Raw genomic sequence first — 14,875 nt, 5'->3', positions numbered from 1 at the left:
CGCATTTCAGTGTCTCACCTATGCCTCTCTTCCCGTAGGAGTCTCCGTGTATTTCCCAGAGCTGGTTAGAAGGTTGCAAATAATTACTATACTTGCAGAGCTAAAATAACAACATATAACTTCACTAGTCCGGGTGAGCGGCGGGCGGTGACTCCTGCGGGAAAAGCACGTGTCCGAAGACCCCGCAGAGTGGTTTTCTCGAGGAGGCTGAGGCCGTGCTCGCGGAAAGCATCCGCCCAGAGCGATCCCGGACGGCGGGAAAAGTAGTTAGTTCGCATTTTATCTCAACTCTGCGATGATTAAGAGGCTATAAACAGTGCAAAACCAGCCTTTTTTATCAAAGTTAGCAAAGATTAGAGACATTCTAAATTTAACCCGGCTAACTGTTCGAACTTATTTTATTGGTGCGAAAGTTGAGTTAATTATTAATGACTATTTTAAGAACAATAAGCTGACTCTCTTTACAAATGCTGAATAAATACATACGATAAGTAAGATAGACAAACTTTTTGTAATTAAATGCCAGTAATGGGGGAAGAACATATTGTTTAAAAAGATGTTTGGTATAACTATGTTACTCGTTTTAGCAGGAATTGTAATCGGTAACTTTATAGAACAGCAATTTGAGAAGAAAACCGAACCTAATATATATGATGTTACAGGAGATACCAATGTAGAAGGCGGAGCAATTGCCCCAGTTGAAAGTATTGGTATAGAGCCTGGAGAAGCAGCTCCTGATTTTGAATTAGAAACTCTAAATGTGGAGCAATTCAAACTCTCCGATCTAAAAGGAAAGAAAGTAATTTTAAATTTCTGGTATACCTGGTGCCCGCCATGTCGTGAAGAAATGCCGGAAATGCAAAAATTCTATGAGGAATTTGGGGATGAAGTAGAAATCGTTGCAGTGAATTTAACATATATGGAAAAAAGTGAACAAGATGTCCATGACTTTATAGATGAATTTTCATTTACTTATTCTGTACCCTTGGATCGTGAAGAGACTGTTGCAGAACAATACAAAATTCATGCTGCTCCGACTTCCTATTTTATCGGAACAGATGGAATCGTTCAACAGACGAGAAGGATTGGTCCAATGGAATATGAGTTCATGGAAGAAATGGTTCATAAACTAAACTAAATTAATTTAATCTATTATAAAATTCTTAAGTTTTGGTAATACTCTTTATAAAAAGGGTGGATTGCCATGTCTCTTAAGAAAAAGCTTAGTTTTGACGAATTAGTTGCCGAGAACCGAAAACAGATTTTGCAGGATCGCATGCTAATGGAGAAAATCGAACATAATTTGGACATGCGAATGCATCAAACCGTTAAAAAAACAAATGAAAATTAGGGAAGAATGCTGTATTCCAATATTTTGGAATGCAGCATTCTTTTGTATAGGAATAGGATTTAATGAAAAAATAAGCGTATCTTATTGTAGAAAGGAGTTCTTAAAATGACAGATAAACAGTATCAACCCAAACCTGATGATCGTAGTGATAATGTAGAGAAGTTGCAGGATATGGTACAGGACACCATTCAAAATATCGAAAAAGCCCATGAAACTATGGAATTTTCAAGTGGTCAGGAGAAAGAACAAATCATAGCGAAAAATAAGCGTAGAGAAGAAGCAATTGAAGGGTTTCGCAGCGAAATAAAAGATGAATATCATAACCAAAATGATTAAATACAGAGATCAGCCTCAAATCATTACGATTTGAGGTATTTTATTTCATGAGGTTACAGACCATTAATATTCCGATAGTTACTTATTTTATGATACGATTAAATAAACTTGGAAACTAGGGGGAAGCGTTATTGTTAAAATCAAGAACACCAATAGAAGTAAGATATCAGGAAACGGACCAAATGGGTGTTGTTTATCATGCAAACTATTTGGTATGGTTTGAAATAGGAAGAACCAAATATGTAGAAGAACTTGGATTGAGTTATGCAAAGATGGAAGAAAATAATGTCGTTTCTCCTGTACTTGATGCTCAGATTACATTTAAAAAGCCCATTCGATATGGTGAAGATGCCTATGTAGAAACATGGTTGGAAGAATATGATGGAATTAGGACTGTATATGGGTATCAGGTTCTCAATGCTGAAGGTGATATTGCGGTGAGTGGATTTTCCAAACATGCTGTTGTCAAAAAAGATTCATTTCGACCAATCTCATTAAGAAGATCATTTCCTGAATGGCATGAAGCATATATAACTCAAATCGAAGGAGAATAGGGATGGCATTTGGATTAAAAAGAAGTGAGTTAATTTCGTGGAAGAAAAATGTCGAAAATGGAGAGATAGACTTTTTAACTCATTTTTGGATTGATGATCGATTTCCAGGTTGTAACACAGTGACAAAAGTAGGTTGCAGTGATATAGATAAACTCAAAAACTGGGGTAAATCCTATGGTCTTCATGAACAATGGATTCACAGAGATGAAAAATATCCCCATTTTGATTTGTTTGGTGATTATCAAAAGGAAGTATTACAAAAGGAAAATAAATGGGATCAAATAGAAAAATTTAAATTATAAAAGGCGTCCATAAGACGCCTTTTATAATGAATATCCATTATACATATTTCATTAGTGGTTCCTTGCGCTGTTCATCAAATTCTATATTCAAATCACTCTCTTCAAAATACCAAACATCAGCGTCTTCTACATAGAACGTTATGTTTTCCACATTTTTAGAGGTATGAACCGATTGCGGATGATCCTTTTTCACACCGAGCGAAAAACCTGGTATTTTACCACCTACGCCACCATATCTGACGAAAAAGCGAATCTCTTCTGTACCGTCAATATCCAGTTCTTCCTTATACCAAATCGCAGCTTCATTACTAATATCAAGTTTCATTTTCAGCAACTCCCTCTTATGTTTGAATGCGCATGCTACTTGTTACGTTTAGCCATTTTCTCAGGAACGAGATCAACGCCACCAGGATGAAGGGGATGACATTTGCTAATTCTTTTCACGGTCAGATAGGATCCTTTTATTGCACCAAAACGCTTGAAAGCTTCTAACCCATATTCCGAACACGATGGATAAAATCTGCAAGTGGAAGGAGTAAAAGGACTAATTGCTACCCGGTAAAATTTAATAAGGCCAATAAATAAATATTTCATAACCTAGTGCTCATGCAGTGATGCTAATTTATCAAATTTTATTGATGCGATTGCATCATGCATATGAATGGATTCTTCGTTTTTGCAGGAAATGTTAAACTTTGTTATAAAGGGTATTTCGTATAAATCAGCAGCAACAAGGCGCACAATATCTTCTACGAACCTAGGATTTTCATATGCCTGTTCCGTAACCATTTTTTCATCCGGCCGTTTCAGTACGGGATGAAGTCTTGCGCTTGCATTACTTTCTGCAGCTTCCAGAAGCATTTCTTTCCAATCGGTTTTTTTCTCATCAAAATCATCGGAAAGTGTAGCTTCCATGTTTACTTCTCCACGCTGATTATGCGCGCTGTATTCACTTATTTCTTTGGAACAAGGGCACAAAGTAGTGATTAGTGCAGATAAGGATACATCTGCTGAATATCCTTTTGTTTGATCATAGGTAACACGTATCATCGCATCTGCGTGATTTAGACCGGTTAAACCGGAATCGGGACCTCTTCTCTCAAAAAACCATGGAAAAGACACTTCGATCGTCGCATCTTTCTGATCAAGACGTTTTGCTAATCCTTTCGTAAATTTGTTCAAGTTTGCAATTGTTATAGAAAAACCCTGTTCATAATAATCATTCAGTTGTTCCATAAACCGGCTCATATTAGTGCCTTTACTCGTATTGGTTAGGCTAGAAGAAAATTTAAAAGTCCCAATACTGGACTGGAAATTCGGATTTAAATTACTGTCAATGGTAATGGGATATTTTACATTTGATATACCGACCACATCGAGGTTAAATAGAAAATCCTTTTTTGTATTTTGTAAGTCTGCCATCTTACTTTTTTCAACCGGTTTTGTCTTCTCAGTTGGTTGGACAGAACCGAATAATCTATGTCGTTGTTCTTTTGTCGGTAATTGTTTTAATGGGATTATTTTTGTTTGCTGCATAGCATAGTCCCCTTTCTAGCGATGAATTGCTAACCTTAGCATATCTATTGGTTAAGTGACTAGTCTTTAGTATACTGAATAGCCCATTATTATTCAATTTATTGGTTTTTATTTAACTAGAAAAATTACATCCACTTTATCTTTGGTTCGGTACCATTCTTAATACGTTTAATATTTTCTGTATGTCGATAGAATACAAAAGCTGTCAACAATGAAATAATTATAACGAGTCCAATATCTTTAAAAAACAAGGATAGGATCACCGATACTACCCCCGTGATCATCGAGGAAAGAGATACGTATTTGGAAAAGTACAAAGTAATTAGAAATGTGGTAATCATAATGACAAAGAGCAAAGGATACATCCCTAAGATAATGCCCGCTGACGTTGCAACTGCTTTACCTCCTTTAAATTTAGCGAAGATAGGATAGGTATGACCGATAACTGCAAAAATACCGATTGCTAATATGTAAATATCAGCACCCGAGAAGAGCGGTAACAGGGTTGCGACGGTACCTTTTAGAATATCGGAAAAGGTAACGATTATACCTGCCTTAAAACCGAGTACCCGAAACGTATTTGTAGCCCCTAGGTTTCCACTACCATGCTCGCGAATATCAATCTTGTAACCAATCTTACCAACAATCAATGCTGACGGTATAGATCCTAAAAAATATGCAAGAATAGCAAATAAAATATATTCCATAATCTTCCTACTTTCGTCTTTAAATAATTGGATACTTAACATTGCTGTGCCATGATAAGCTCTATCGTTATTTTAGCACGAACTACTAAGATAAAGAACCTAAAATTTTGCTGTGCTAATGCAAAAAGTGATACTATTTAAAGATGATTTGAAACAGTCATTTTATGGGTAATCTAGCAGTTATTGGTTTAATATAGTTGTTACCGGGTATTTTTAATGGCAAGGAGGAAAGATATGATTGAATTTAAAAATGTATCTAAAGTATATGAAGATGGAACAGAGGCAGTTAAGGATTTTACGCTTAAAGTAAGAAGAGGGGAAACGTTGACATTAATTGGTCCTAGTGGTTGTGGGAAAACAACGACGATGAAATTGATTAATCGGCTGATTGAGCCTACGTCAGGAACTATATACATAAACGATAAAAATATCAAAGACTATAATATACATCAATTGAGGTGGAATATTGGTTATGTACTTCAGCAAATTGCCTTATTCCCTCATTTGACGATTGAAGAGAATATCTCCATCGTCCCTGAAATGAAAAAGTGGAATAAAAAGGAAATCCTGAAACGAAATGATGAATTACTGGAAATGGTTGGTCTGGATCCTTCAATATACAAGAATAGAATGCCAAATGAGCTTTCCGGTGGACAGCAACAGCGTATCGGAGTTATTCGTGCGCTGGCCGCTGATCCCGATATTATTTTGATGGATGAACCTTTTAGTGCACTTGATCCAATAAGCCGGGAGCAATTGCAAAATGACATTCAAAAATTACAAAAGGAAATAAAAAAGACAATCGTCTTTGTAACCCATGACATGGATGAGGCACTAAAATTAGGAGATCGTGTCTGTTTGATGAAGGAAGGTAGAATCGTCCAGCTTGATCAACCAAAACAATTAATTATGAACCCAGGTAATGAATTTGTTAAAGACTTTATAGGAAATAGAAAGTCACCATGGCAATCGACGGTAGGAAACATCTCCTTTTCCCCTGAGGATTACATGATTACAATGGTTAGTTATAAAGCGGATAACTTTCCAAAACAGGGAATGTTTATCCTTGTAGATGAGAGAAATACTTTTGTAGATATACTTGTGAACGGAAACGTAGTAAAGGGATTGACCATCGAACAAGATATGTCATTGTATGATGCAGCAGAGCTTTTAGATGGTAGTGACCAAGCCTTATTCCCTGTATTGAAAGATCAAACGTTGGTAGGAATATTAACATATAAAAATATTGTGGAGCATTTGAAAAGTACAACATTTAGTGAAAACGGGGTGATTCAGACATGAATGAATTTATTACCGTTTTTCAAAATAGACAAGATATGCTGCTAGAGACGGTTCTCGAACATTTGCAGATTTCTATGGTCTCGCTTATTATCGCCATTTTATTTGCAGTTCCTTTAGGATTGATCCTAACAAGGTATCCGAAGGCGGCTGAACCGGTTATTGCCACATCTGCTGTCATGCAAACGATACCGAGTCTTGCTGTGTTAGCATTTCTAATTCCATTCTTTGGTATTGGTACGACACCCGCGATTATAGCATTGGTTTTGTATGGTCTTCTGCCTATCTTGAGAAATACATATACTGGTATAAATGAAGTTGATCCTGCTCTTAAGGAAGCAGCAACCGGAATGGGTATGAATTCCTTTAAACGATTGACCAAAGTCGAGCTTCCAATAGCAATGCCGGTAATCATGGCGGGGATTCGTACTTCCATGGTGCTTATTGTAGGTACGACAACCATCGCTGCCCTGATTGGTGCTGGGGGATTAGGTGAAATCATCTTGTTGGGGTTGGACCGTGGAGCTGATATTAATTTAATTTTGCTTGGTGCAATTCCTGCAGCATTACTCGCCATTCTTTTGGATTTAATATTAAAAGTGCTTGAGAGATTTTCTAAGAAAGCAGGGATGAAGTCTTTTGTTGCAATGCTTCTTATTGCTGTCTTTATCGTTGTAACTCCTTTTATGTTTAATGGGACAAAACAGGCGGAACTTGTTATCGGTGGAAAGATGGGTTCTGAACCCGAAATATTAATTAATATGTATAAGTTGTTGATTGAAGAAGAAACTGAATTGACGGTTAGTCTGGAACCCAACCTTGGAAAAACAGCATTTGTATTCAGTGCGCTTCAAGAAGGAAGTATTGATATTTTTCCGGAATTTACAGGGACTGCCATTGTTACTCATATGGAAGAACAAGCACAAAGCAATGATGCACACGTTGTATATGAGCAGGCTAAGCAAGGAATGAAGTATAAATATGATATGGAGTTTCTTGAGCCGATGGAATTTAACAATACGTATGCTGTAGCAACTACACGCGAAATGGCTGATCAATACGGTCTTCAGGAAATTGGTGATCTAAAGCAAATTGAAAACGAGATTACAGCAGGATTTACACTGGAATTCAATGATCGTTATGATGGTTATGTAGGAATGCAGGAGGTTTATAATCTGGATATTGCTGATATTAAAACGATGGAACCAGGAATCAGGCAGAGTGCTCTTACAAATAGGGAAGTAGATATTATCGACGCATATGCAACAGATAGTTATATGGTAGAATTAGACTTAGTAACGCTTGAAGATCCGGAGAATCTATTCCCACCCTATCAGGGAGCGCCTTTAATGCGGGAAGATACACTGGAAGCATATCCGGAATTGGAAGCAATCTTAAATCAACTAAGTGGAAAAATAACCGATGATGAAATGCGGCAAATGAACTACCAGGTGGACTATGAAGATAAGTCTCCAAATGAAGTGGCAAGAGCATATTTAGCAAATGAAGGTTTACTCGATAATTAAAGAGGATGTACACAATTAAAGGAGGAATTTACATGGCTTGGAAAAATCCCGCTGATGAAGAACTAAAAAGTATTCTAGAATCTGCTAAGACAATTGCAGTTGTTGGTCTATCGAATAACCAAGAGAAAACCGTTTACCAGATCTCCAAGATTATGCAGCAGGAAGGGTACCGGATTATACCAGTAAATCCGACAGTTGATGAGGTGCTGGGTGAAAAAGCGTATCCTTCACTGAAAGATGTTCCCGATAAGATTGATATAATTAATGTTTTCAGAAGGCCTGAATATTTACCTGAAGTAGCTAAAGATGCAGCAGAAACAGATTGTCGCGTATTTTGGGCACAACTAGGAATAGCAAATGAAGAGGCCTACCAATATTTGAAAGAAAGAGATTTTACGGTTATTATGGACCTCTGTATTAAGGTAGTCCACGCAGTACTTGTCAAATAAACAGATATAAAACAGCAATTTAACTTGAAAAGAATGCCAAATTTATGGCATTCTTTTTATTGCCGTATGAAATTCATGTAACGTTAATCAGTGAAGGAAAAAGCAAGCAAAATCGTAACACATAGGAATGTTTTCAGCATAAAATCGGCAGTTATAGTATACTTAGTAACATATTCTGCGTTATTATAATTTTGATAAAGCGCATATGAAACGTAAACTATCAATTTACAACAACGAACAATTGTTCTAATATATTAGATAGCTCATGTTTTTTGTAAGGAAGGAGTAGATAATTGAATGGCTAATGAATATCAATATTCGGATGACTCCATTCAGGTACTGGAAGGTCTCGATGCTGTAAGGAAAAGACCTGGTATGTATATAGGGAGTACAGATACCCGTGGATTACACCATCTTGTTTTTGAAATTGTAGATAATGCAGTGGATGAAGCTTTGGCTGGCTACGGGAATGAAATAAAGGTCACGATACATAAAGACAACAGTATTTCTGTACAGGATAGCGGCCGTGGGATTCCTACAGGTATGCACAGTACGGGAAAGCCAACTACGGAGGTTATTTTTACAGTATTGCATGCCGGTGGTAAATTTGGACAAGGTGGCTACAAGACGAGTGGAGGACTTCACGGGGTAGGGTCTTCTGTCGTAAATGCTTTATCTGAGTGGTTGGAAGTGACTATTTATCGGGAGGGCAATACATACTTCCAACGATTTGAAAATGGAGGTAAACCAGCTACAACTCTTGAAAAACGAGGAGCAACAAGGAAAAAAGGAACGTTAATTCATTTTAAACCCGATCCTTCCATTTTTTCGGCAACCGTCTATAATTTTGAGACGATTTCCGAGCGGTTGCGCGAATCAGCGTTTTTATTAAAAGGATTGAAAATAGAGATCACGGATGCACGGAATGACGAGAAAGAAAGTTATGAATTCCCTGATGGATTGGAATCATTTGTTGCCTATTTAAATGAAGAGAAAGATACCTTGCATTCGGTTGTTTCTTTGGAAGGGCAAGTGCAGGGATTGGAAGTGGATTTTGCTTTCCAATTTAATGATGGTTATGCAGAGAGTATGCTCTCCTTTGTAAACCATGTTCGTACCAGAGACGGAGGCACACATGAATCGGGTGCACGAACGGCAATCACAAGAACGTTTAATGATTATGCAAGAAGAATCGGATTGCTGAAAGACAAAGATAAGAATCTAGAAGGTACGGACATTCGTGAAGGATTAACAGCTATTATTTCTGTCAGAATTCCTGAGGATAAGTTGCAATTCGAAGGTCAGACGAAAGGAAAGTTGGGTACTACAGAAGCCCGTTCCGTCGTCGATTCTGTTGTTTCTGAACATCTAAATTACTTTTTGGAAGAGAATCCAGATGTATCAGGAATGCTCGTCAAGAAATCAATCAAAGCCAAAGAAGCACGTGAAGCAGCCCGGAAGGCACGGGAAGATGCAAGAACGGGTAAAAAACGAAAAAGAAAAGATATACTAAGCGGAAAGTTGACTCCGGCGCAATCGAAAAACCCGAAAAGAAATGAGCTTTACCTTGTGGAGGGAGATTCCGCAGGTGGATCTGCAAAACAAGGAAGAGATCGTAAATTTCAGGCGGTACTGCCATTACGAGGCAAAGTAGTAAACACAGAGAAGGCAAAGTTGCAAGATGTATTTAAAAATGAAGAGATTTCTACTATTATCCATACAATCGGTGCTGGAGTAGGGGGAGACTTTGATCTTGAAGACGTGCAATACGACAAGATTATCATTATGACAGATGCAGATACAGATGGTGCCCATATTCAGGTACTACTTTTAACCTTCTTTTATCGTTATATGCGTTCGCTTGTAGAAGCTGGAAAAGTCTTCATTGCTTTACCACCACTTTTCAAAATATCCAAAGGAAAAGGAAAAAGCGAAAAAATCGTTTACGCTTGGGATGAGGAAGAGATGCAAACCGCTTTAAAGCAATTTAAAAACGGATATACGATTCAACGTTACAAAGGACTTGGTGAAATGAATGCCGATCAATTATGGGATACGACAATGAATCCGGAATCCCGTACATTGATAAGAGTAACGATTGATGATATTGCACGAGCTGAACGTAGAGTTACCACCTTAATGGGTGACAAAGTTGCTCCAAGAAGAAAATGGATTGAAAGCAATGTAAAGTTTGGCCTTGAGGAAGATTCCAATATTTTGGAAAACGAAAAAATCCAAACCGAGGAATAGACCTCATTTTCTATTAACATAATGATAAAGTAGAAACGACTCCAAAAAGGATAACGATTGAGATAAGTAAGGGGGGGTAGATTTGTCACAAACAGAAAAGTTTTTAGATCTTCCATTGGAAGAAGTAATAGGTGACAGATTTGGGAGATACAGTAAATATATTATTCAGGATAGGGCACTTCCGGATGCTAGAGATGGCCTGAAGCCTGTGCAACGAAGAATTTTATATGCAATGCATGTAGAAAAAAATATGCATGATAAACATTTCCGTAAGTCAGCGAAAACAGTTGGTACAGTTATTGGTAATTACCATCCACATGGTGATTCATCCGTATACGAAGCAATGGTACGTCTAAGTCAAGACTGGAAACTGCGAGATGTGTTAGTTGAGATGCATGGAAACAACGGTAGTATGGACGGTGATCCACCAGCAGCGATGCGTTATACAGAGGCAAGGCTATCCAAGATTTCATCCGAACTATTGCGTGATATTGATAAGGAAACAGTGGACTTTATTCCCAATTTTGATGAGACTACTTCTGAACCGGTTGTTCTTCCTGCTAAATTTCCGAACTTGCTTGTAAATGGTTCAACAGGAATTTCCGCGGGTTATGCAACGGATATACCACCACATAACTTGGATGAGGTAATAGATGCAGTTATTATGAAAATTGATAAACCGGAAGTCAGTGTTCAGGAGTTAATGAAAGTGATAAAAGGCCCCGATTTTCCTACAGGGGGTATCATTCAAGGTGTAGAAGGAATTACGAAGGCATACGAAACAGGTCGTGGCAAAGTAATTGTACGCGGAAAAGCGAGCGTAGAAACGATGCGGAATACCCGTGAGCAAATTGTCATTACTGAAATTCCTTATGAGATCAACAAAGCCAGCATGGTTAAGAAGATGGATGAGCTTCGCCTTGATCGTAAAGTGGAAGGCATCGTTGAAGTAAGAGATGAAAGTGACCGTACGGGTTTGCGTATTGTTGTTGAACTGAAGAAAGATGCCAATAGTGAAGGTGTACTAAATTTCTTATACAAAAATACAGACTTGCAAATAACCTACCATTTCAACATGGTAGCTATACAGGATAAGACGCCTAAATTACTTTCACTTCCAAAAATGCTTGAAGCTTATATTTCACATCAAAAAGATGTTGTGACAAGACAGACAAAATTTGATTTGAAGAAAGCAAAAGATCGTGCACATATTGTAGAAGGACTTATAAAAGCAATTTCGATATTGGATGAATTGATTGCTACTATTCGAGCATCAAAAGATAAACCAGATGCCAAACATAGAATTATTGAAGCTTACGATTTTTCCGAGGCTCAGGCTGAAGCGATTGTTATGCTCCAACTTTATCGTTTAACAAATACCGATATTACACAATTGCAAAAGGAAGCGGATGAACTGAGAAAAAGTATCAGTGATTTGGAAGCAATCCTTTCCAGTGAAAAAAAGCTGTACCAAACAATTAAAAAAGATCTGAGGCATATCAAAAAAACGTTTGCGGAGAGTAGACGTACGATTATTGTAGATGAAATTGAAGAATTGAAAATAAATATTGAGGTTACTGTAGCGAGTGAGGATGTACTCGTTTCTGTTACAAGAGAAGGTTACATTAAGCGAACCAGTCTCAGGTCCTATGGTGCTTCAAATGGTGAAGGTCTGGCATTAAAAGATAATGACTACCCAATTGGCTTGATCGAAGTAAATACGACGGATAAGCTACTGCTTTTCACCAATAAAGGCAAATATATTATGACCTCCGTCCATGAACTTCCGGATATACGCTGGAAAGATATTGGACAGCATGTATCCAACATTGTGCAGCTCGACAAAAATGAGCATTTAATTCAATGCATTCCAGTCCGTGACTTTAAAGATACGACAGATTATTTAGTGTTTTTCACGAAAAACGGGATGGTCAAACGGAGTGAATTTAAACTGTATGATGCACAACGCCGTTCGAAAGCTTTAATCGCATTGAATTTAAAGAATGATGATGAAGTTGTAAATGTTTGCCAGACCAATGGAAATTCTGATGTATTCATAGCATCGAATAAAGGTTATGGATTATGGTATCACGAATCAGAAATAACGGTAGTAGGTCAACGTGCTGCAGGTGTGAAAGCTATTTTGCTGAAAGATGAGGAATATGTTGTAAATGGACAAGTATTTGATGATTTGTCTGATCCTTCACTTGCTATCGTGACACAGCGTGGATCGTGCAAGCGAATGAAATTGAAGGAGTTTGAAAAAACCACTCGAGCCAAGCGTGGACTCCTCATGTTACGAGAATTGAAGAAAAAAACACATCGAATAAAAGGATTCTTTGTTCTCAACGAAAATGATACGATCTGTTTCCAAACTGCAAACGGTGAGACACATCATGTATTTCCTTTGGAACTAACTGCCAGTGACAGATACAGTAATGGATCATTTATCATAGACAGTGATCACCAGGGTGAAGTCGTTGAAGTATGGAAAGAAGCGACCTACAATAAACCATTTGATGTTTTTTAACATGAATAAGGGGTAGTTCTCACATAGAACTGCCTCTTTTTTATTCGATAAAACATAAAAAATACTTTATATTTTCAGATTATTATGTTAAAGTAATAGTGAATTTTATAAAGGAGGGTTTATAACGGATTTACGTCAAAAAATTATTCAGTCTTCTTTACTTCTATTCGAAAAACATGGTTTTCACGGAGTTTCTGTTAATCAAATTATTAAAGATGTAGGTACTTCCAAAGGCGGTTTTTATCATCACTTTACGTCAAAAAATGAATTATTATTTGTTATTCATGATACATTCATAACGTATGTGTTGGATAAAGCAACAGATGCAAATAAGATGTACGATTCACCGATAAAAAGGCTGCAAGCAATTGTAAAAGATTTTGTTAACGTATTTGATCGTTATAAACCGCATCTTTCTGTTTTTTATCAGGAGAGTATTTACCTAAAACCACAGTATGAAAATCTGGTTAAAGAAAAGAGACATCAATTTAAGCAAATTATTAAACAGGCTATTAACGATGGGAAAAAATGTGGGGAATTTCGTGAAGATCTTCAAGTCGAAATAACTACAATGGCGATTTTAGGCATGGTTAACTGGATGTATAAGTGGTACCAAACATCAGGGACCAATACAATCGAAGAGGTTGGGGATGTTTTTATAGATTTAATTATGCATGCCGTTTTACAGCCCGAAATGATTGCCATTAACAATTACGAGGAAATTCTTTTAGAAAAACCTTTCTTTTCCAGATAAGGAAAATTAGTTAACGATGAATAGAACAGACCAACTAGTCGGTCTTACGTATCGTGTGGGAGGGATAAAATGAATTTTGAATTAACAAAAGAACAGACAATGATAAAAAAAATGGTCCGTGATTTCGCGGAAGAAGTAATTAGGCCAAGAGCAATTGAAATTGATACTAAAGCAGTTTTTCCTAAAGATATTTTTGATCAGATGGGAAAACTGGGGATACTGGGGATACCATTTCCAGAAGAGTACGGTGGATCTGGCGGGGATACGATGTCATATGCGTTAGCTGTTGAAGAAATTGGTCGTGTATGTGGCAGCACTGGATTAAGCTATGCAGCTGCAGTTTCACTTGGGGCAAGTCCACTTTATTATTTTGGAACCGATGAACAAAAAGAATTATTTTTGAGACCACTTGCAAAAGGAGAGGCACTTGGTTCTTTTGGTTTAACCGAACCGAATGCAGGTTCAGACTCAGGAGGAACAAAAACGACTGCGATTGTGGATGGCAATGATTATGTAATTAATGGAGAAAAGTGTTTTATAACAAATGCGAGTTTTGCTAAGATTATAATTGTAACCGCTGTCACAGGGAAGAACGACAAGGGAAAGAATATGATTTCTTCTATCATTGTGCCAACTGATGCGGATGGTGTCAAAATTACGAGTAACTATGACAAGATGGGTGTACGTGGTTCCGATACTGCAGAAATCATACTTGAACATGTCCGTGTCCCAAGAAAAAACGTGTTGGGTGAGGAACATAAAGGACACAAGCAGTTTCTTTATACATTGGATGGAGGAAGAATCTCTATTGCGGCTCTAGGGTTGGGAATTGCTCAAGCTTCACTGGAAAAAGCATTGGCATATGCGAAAGGGCGTAAACAGTTTGGAAAATCCATTTCGAGTTTTCAAGCGATTCAATTCAAACTGGCAGATATGGCAATGGAGGTTGAACTCGCCAGAAATATGGTACATAAGGCAGCATGGCTGAAAGATGAAGGAAAAGCTTTTGGGAAAGAAGCGGCCTATGCAAAATTATTTGCTACTGAAACAGCATTCAGATCAGCGAATCAAGCGATACAAATACACGGGGGTTATGGTTACATGCGTGAATATGAAGTGGAAAGATATTTACGGGATGCAAAACTATTGGAAATCGGAGAAGGTACATCTGAAATTCAGAGACTTGTCATTGCTAGAGAACTAGGCTGTTAGTAAAAATTGACAAGGGGAAATTGATTTCTGTTGGAATTTTTAAAGCTACATTAACTTAAATCGCGTTTA

16 protein-coding genes are annotated in these 14,875 nt (G+C 37.4%); 12 read left to right on the top strand and 4 right to left on the bottom strand.

Annotated features, from left to right (window positions below; genetic code table 11):
• Positions 1 to 544: 544 nt before the first annotated feature.
• The 5 genes from ACFOUV_RS04380 to ACFOUV_RS04360 all read left to right on the top strand — a co-directional run bounded on the left by ACFOUV_RS04380 (position 545) and on the right by ACFOUV_RS04360 (position 2,543).
• Entirely contained in the window at positions 545 to 1,138 is a 594-nt protein-coding gene (locus ACFOUV_RS04380) for a TlpA family protein disulfide reductase (protein WP_379495534.1), read from the top strand.
• A 66-nt stretch (positions 1,139 to 1,204) separates the two neighbouring features.
• Positions 1,205 to 1,351, top strand: coding sequence for an FbpB family small basic protein (locus ACFOUV_RS04375; protein WP_379495533.1), 147 nt, complete (start codon positions 1,205 to 1,207; stop codon positions 1,349 to 1,351).
• A 105-nt stretch (positions 1,352 to 1,456) separates the two neighbouring features.
• Positions 1,457 to 1,687, top strand: coding sequence for a small acid-soluble spore protein Tlp (gene tlp, locus ACFOUV_RS04370; protein WP_379495532.1), 231 nt, complete (start codon positions 1,457 to 1,459; stop codon positions 1,685 to 1,687).
• Between the two features lie 131 nt (positions 1,688 to 1,818).
• Positions 1,819 to 2,241, top strand: coding sequence for an acyl-CoA thioesterase (locus tag ACFOUV_RS04365; RefSeq protein ID WP_379495531.1), 423 nt, complete (start codon positions 1,819 to 1,821; stop codon positions 2,239 to 2,241).
• A gap of 2 nt (positions 2,242 to 2,243) precedes the next feature.
• Positions 2,244 to 2,543, top strand: coding sequence for a hypothetical protein (locus tag ACFOUV_RS04360; protein ID WP_379495530.1), 300 nt, complete (start codon positions 2,244 to 2,246; stop codon positions 2,541 to 2,543).
• A 37-nt stretch (positions 2,544 to 2,580) separates the two neighbouring features.
• Here the strand turns inward: ACFOUV_RS04360 and ACFOUV_RS04355 are convergent, their stop codons facing one another.
• The 4 genes from ACFOUV_RS04355 to plsY form a co-directional block, all read right to left on the bottom strand.
• On the bottom strand, positions 2,581 to 2,868 hold the full coding sequence (locus tag ACFOUV_RS04355; protein ID WP_379495529.1) for a HesB/YadR/YfhF family protein: 288 nt from the start codon (positions 2,866 to 2,868) through the stop codon (positions 2,581 to 2,583).
• 35 nt (positions 2,869 to 2,903) lie between these two features.
• Positions 2,904 to 3,137, bottom strand: coding sequence for a membrane protein insertion efficiency factor YidD (yidD, locus tag ACFOUV_RS04350; protein WP_379495528.1), 234 nt, complete (start codon positions 3,135 to 3,137; stop codon positions 2,904 to 2,906).
• Positions 3,138 to 3,140: 3 nt separating this feature from the next.
• Positions 3,141 to 4,079 (bottom strand): GTP cyclohydrolase FolE2, encoded by a 939-nt coding sequence (folE2, locus tag ACFOUV_RS04345; RefSeq protein WP_379495527.1) that lies wholly within the window; start codon positions 4,077 to 4,079, stop codon positions 3,141 to 3,143.
• A gap of 125 nt (positions 4,080 to 4,204) precedes the next feature.
• The gene (plsY, locus tag ACFOUV_RS04340) at positions 4,205 to 4,786 is read right to left on the bottom strand and encodes a glycerol-3-phosphate 1-O-acyltransferase PlsY (RefSeq protein WP_379495526.1); all 582 of its coding nucleotides are present in this window, start codon (positions 4,784 to 4,786) and stop codon (positions 4,205 to 4,207) included.
• Positions 4,787 to 5,020: 234 nt separating this feature from the next.
• Here plsY and ACFOUV_RS04335 point away from each other — a divergent pair, with 234 nt between their 5' ends.
• The 7 genes from ACFOUV_RS04335 (at position 5,021) to ACFOUV_RS04305 (ending at position 14,806) form a co-directional block, all read left to right on the top strand.
• Entirely contained in the window at positions 5,021 to 6,088 is a 1,068-nt protein-coding gene (locus ACFOUV_RS04335) for an ABC transporter ATP-binding protein (RefSeq protein ID WP_379495525.1), read from the top strand.
• Complete coding sequence (locus ACFOUV_RS04330) at positions 6,085 to 7,611, top strand: ABC transporter permease/substrate-binding protein (protein WP_379495524.1); 1,527 nt, start codon at positions 6,085 to 6,087, stop codon at positions 7,609 to 7,611. Before ACFOUV_RS04335 ends, ACFOUV_RS04330 begins: the two co-directional genes overlap by 4 nt.
• Before the next feature lie 32 nt (positions 7,612 to 7,643).
• Positions 7,644 to 8,060, top strand: coding sequence for a CoA-binding protein (locus ACFOUV_RS04325; protein ID WP_379495523.1), 417 nt, complete (start codon positions 7,644 to 7,646; stop codon positions 8,058 to 8,060).
• A 297-nt stretch (positions 8,061 to 8,357) separates the two neighbouring features.
• Positions 8,358 to 10,310 (top strand): DNA topoisomerase IV subunit B, encoded by a 1,953-nt coding sequence (gene parE, locus ACFOUV_RS04320; protein WP_379495522.1) that lies wholly within the window; start codon positions 8,358 to 8,360, stop codon positions 10,308 to 10,310.
• Between the two features lie 82 nt (positions 10,311 to 10,392).
• Positions 10,393 to 12,840 carry a DNA topoisomerase IV subunit A gene (gene parC, locus ACFOUV_RS04315; RefSeq protein WP_379495521.1) on the top strand — a complete coding sequence of 816 codons (2,448 nt, stop codon included), beginning with the start codon at positions 10,393 to 10,395 and terminating at the stop codon, positions 12,838 to 12,840.
• Between the two features lie 121 nt (positions 12,841 to 12,961).
• Positions 12,962 to 13,594: a TetR/AcrR family transcriptional regulator gene (locus ACFOUV_RS04310; protein ID WP_379495757.1), complete on the top strand. Its 633-nt coding sequence runs from the start codon at positions 12,962 to 12,964 to the stop codon at positions 13,592 to 13,594.
• Between the two features lie 69 nt (positions 13,595 to 13,663).
• Entirely contained in the window at positions 13,664 to 14,806 is a 1,143-nt protein-coding gene (locus ACFOUV_RS04305; protein ID WP_379495520.1) for an acyl-CoA dehydrogenase family protein, read from the top strand.
• Positions 14,807 to 14,875 lie beyond the last annotated feature (69 nt).

Origin of the sequence: Oceanobacillus longus, from assembly GCF_042650085.1 — a bacterium.
Taxonomy (GTDB): domain Bacteria; phylum Bacillota; class Bacilli; order Bacillales; family Amphibacillaceae; genus Oceanobacillus; species Oceanobacillus longus.
Note: the sequence above shows the minus strand (reverse complement) of the source record. Positions and strands in the feature narration are given on the sequence as shown.

What these genes read in the sequence shown, in the direction of transcription:
- ACFOUV_RS04375 (WP_379495533.1), top strand. Translation starts at nt 1,205, where the DNA reads ATGTCTCTTAAGAAAAAGCTTAGTTTTGACGAATTAGTTGCCGAGAAC.
- tlp (WP_379495532.1), top strand. Translation starts at nt 1,457, where the DNA reads ATGACAGATAAACAGTATCAACCCAAACCTGATGATCGTAGTGATAAT.
- ACFOUV_RS04360 (WP_379495530.1), top strand. Translation starts at nt 2,244, where the DNA reads ATGGCATTTGGATTAAAAAGAAGTGAGTTAATTTCGTGGAAGAAAAAT.
- ACFOUV_RS04355 (WP_379495529.1), bottom strand. Translation starts at nt 2,868, where the DNA reads ATGAAACTTGATATTAGTAATGAAGCTGCGATTTGGTATAAGGAAGAA.
- yidD (WP_379495528.1), bottom strand. Translation starts at nt 3,137, where the DNA reads ATGAAATATTTATTTATTGGCCTTATTAAATTTTACCGGGTAGCAATT.
- folE2 (WP_379495527.1), bottom strand. Translation starts at nt 4,079, where the DNA reads ATGCAGCAAACAAAAATAATCCCATTAAAACAATTACCGACAAAAGAA.
- plsY (WP_379495526.1), bottom strand. Translation starts at nt 4,786, where the DNA reads ATGGAATATATTTTATTTGCTATTCTTGCATATTTTTTAGGATCTATA.
- ACFOUV_RS04335 (WP_379495525.1), top strand. Translation starts at nt 5,021, where the DNA reads ATGATTGAATTTAAAAATGTATCTAAAGTATATGAAGATGGAACAGAG.
- ACFOUV_RS04330 (WP_379495524.1), top strand. Translation starts at nt 6,085, where the DNA reads ATGAATGAATTTATTACCGTTTTTCAAAATAGACAAGATATGCTGCTA.
- ACFOUV_RS04325 (WP_379495523.1), top strand. Translation starts at nt 7,644, where the DNA reads ATGGCTTGGAAAAATCCCGCTGATGAAGAACTAAAAAGTATTCTAGAA.
- parE (WP_379495522.1), top strand. Translation starts at nt 8,358, where the DNA reads ATGGCTAATGAATATCAATATTCGGATGACTCCATTCAGGTACTGGAA.
- ACFOUV_RS04305 (WP_379495520.1), top strand. Translation starts at nt 13,664, where the DNA reads ATGAATTTTGAATTAACAAAAGAACAGACAATGATAAAAAAAATGGTC.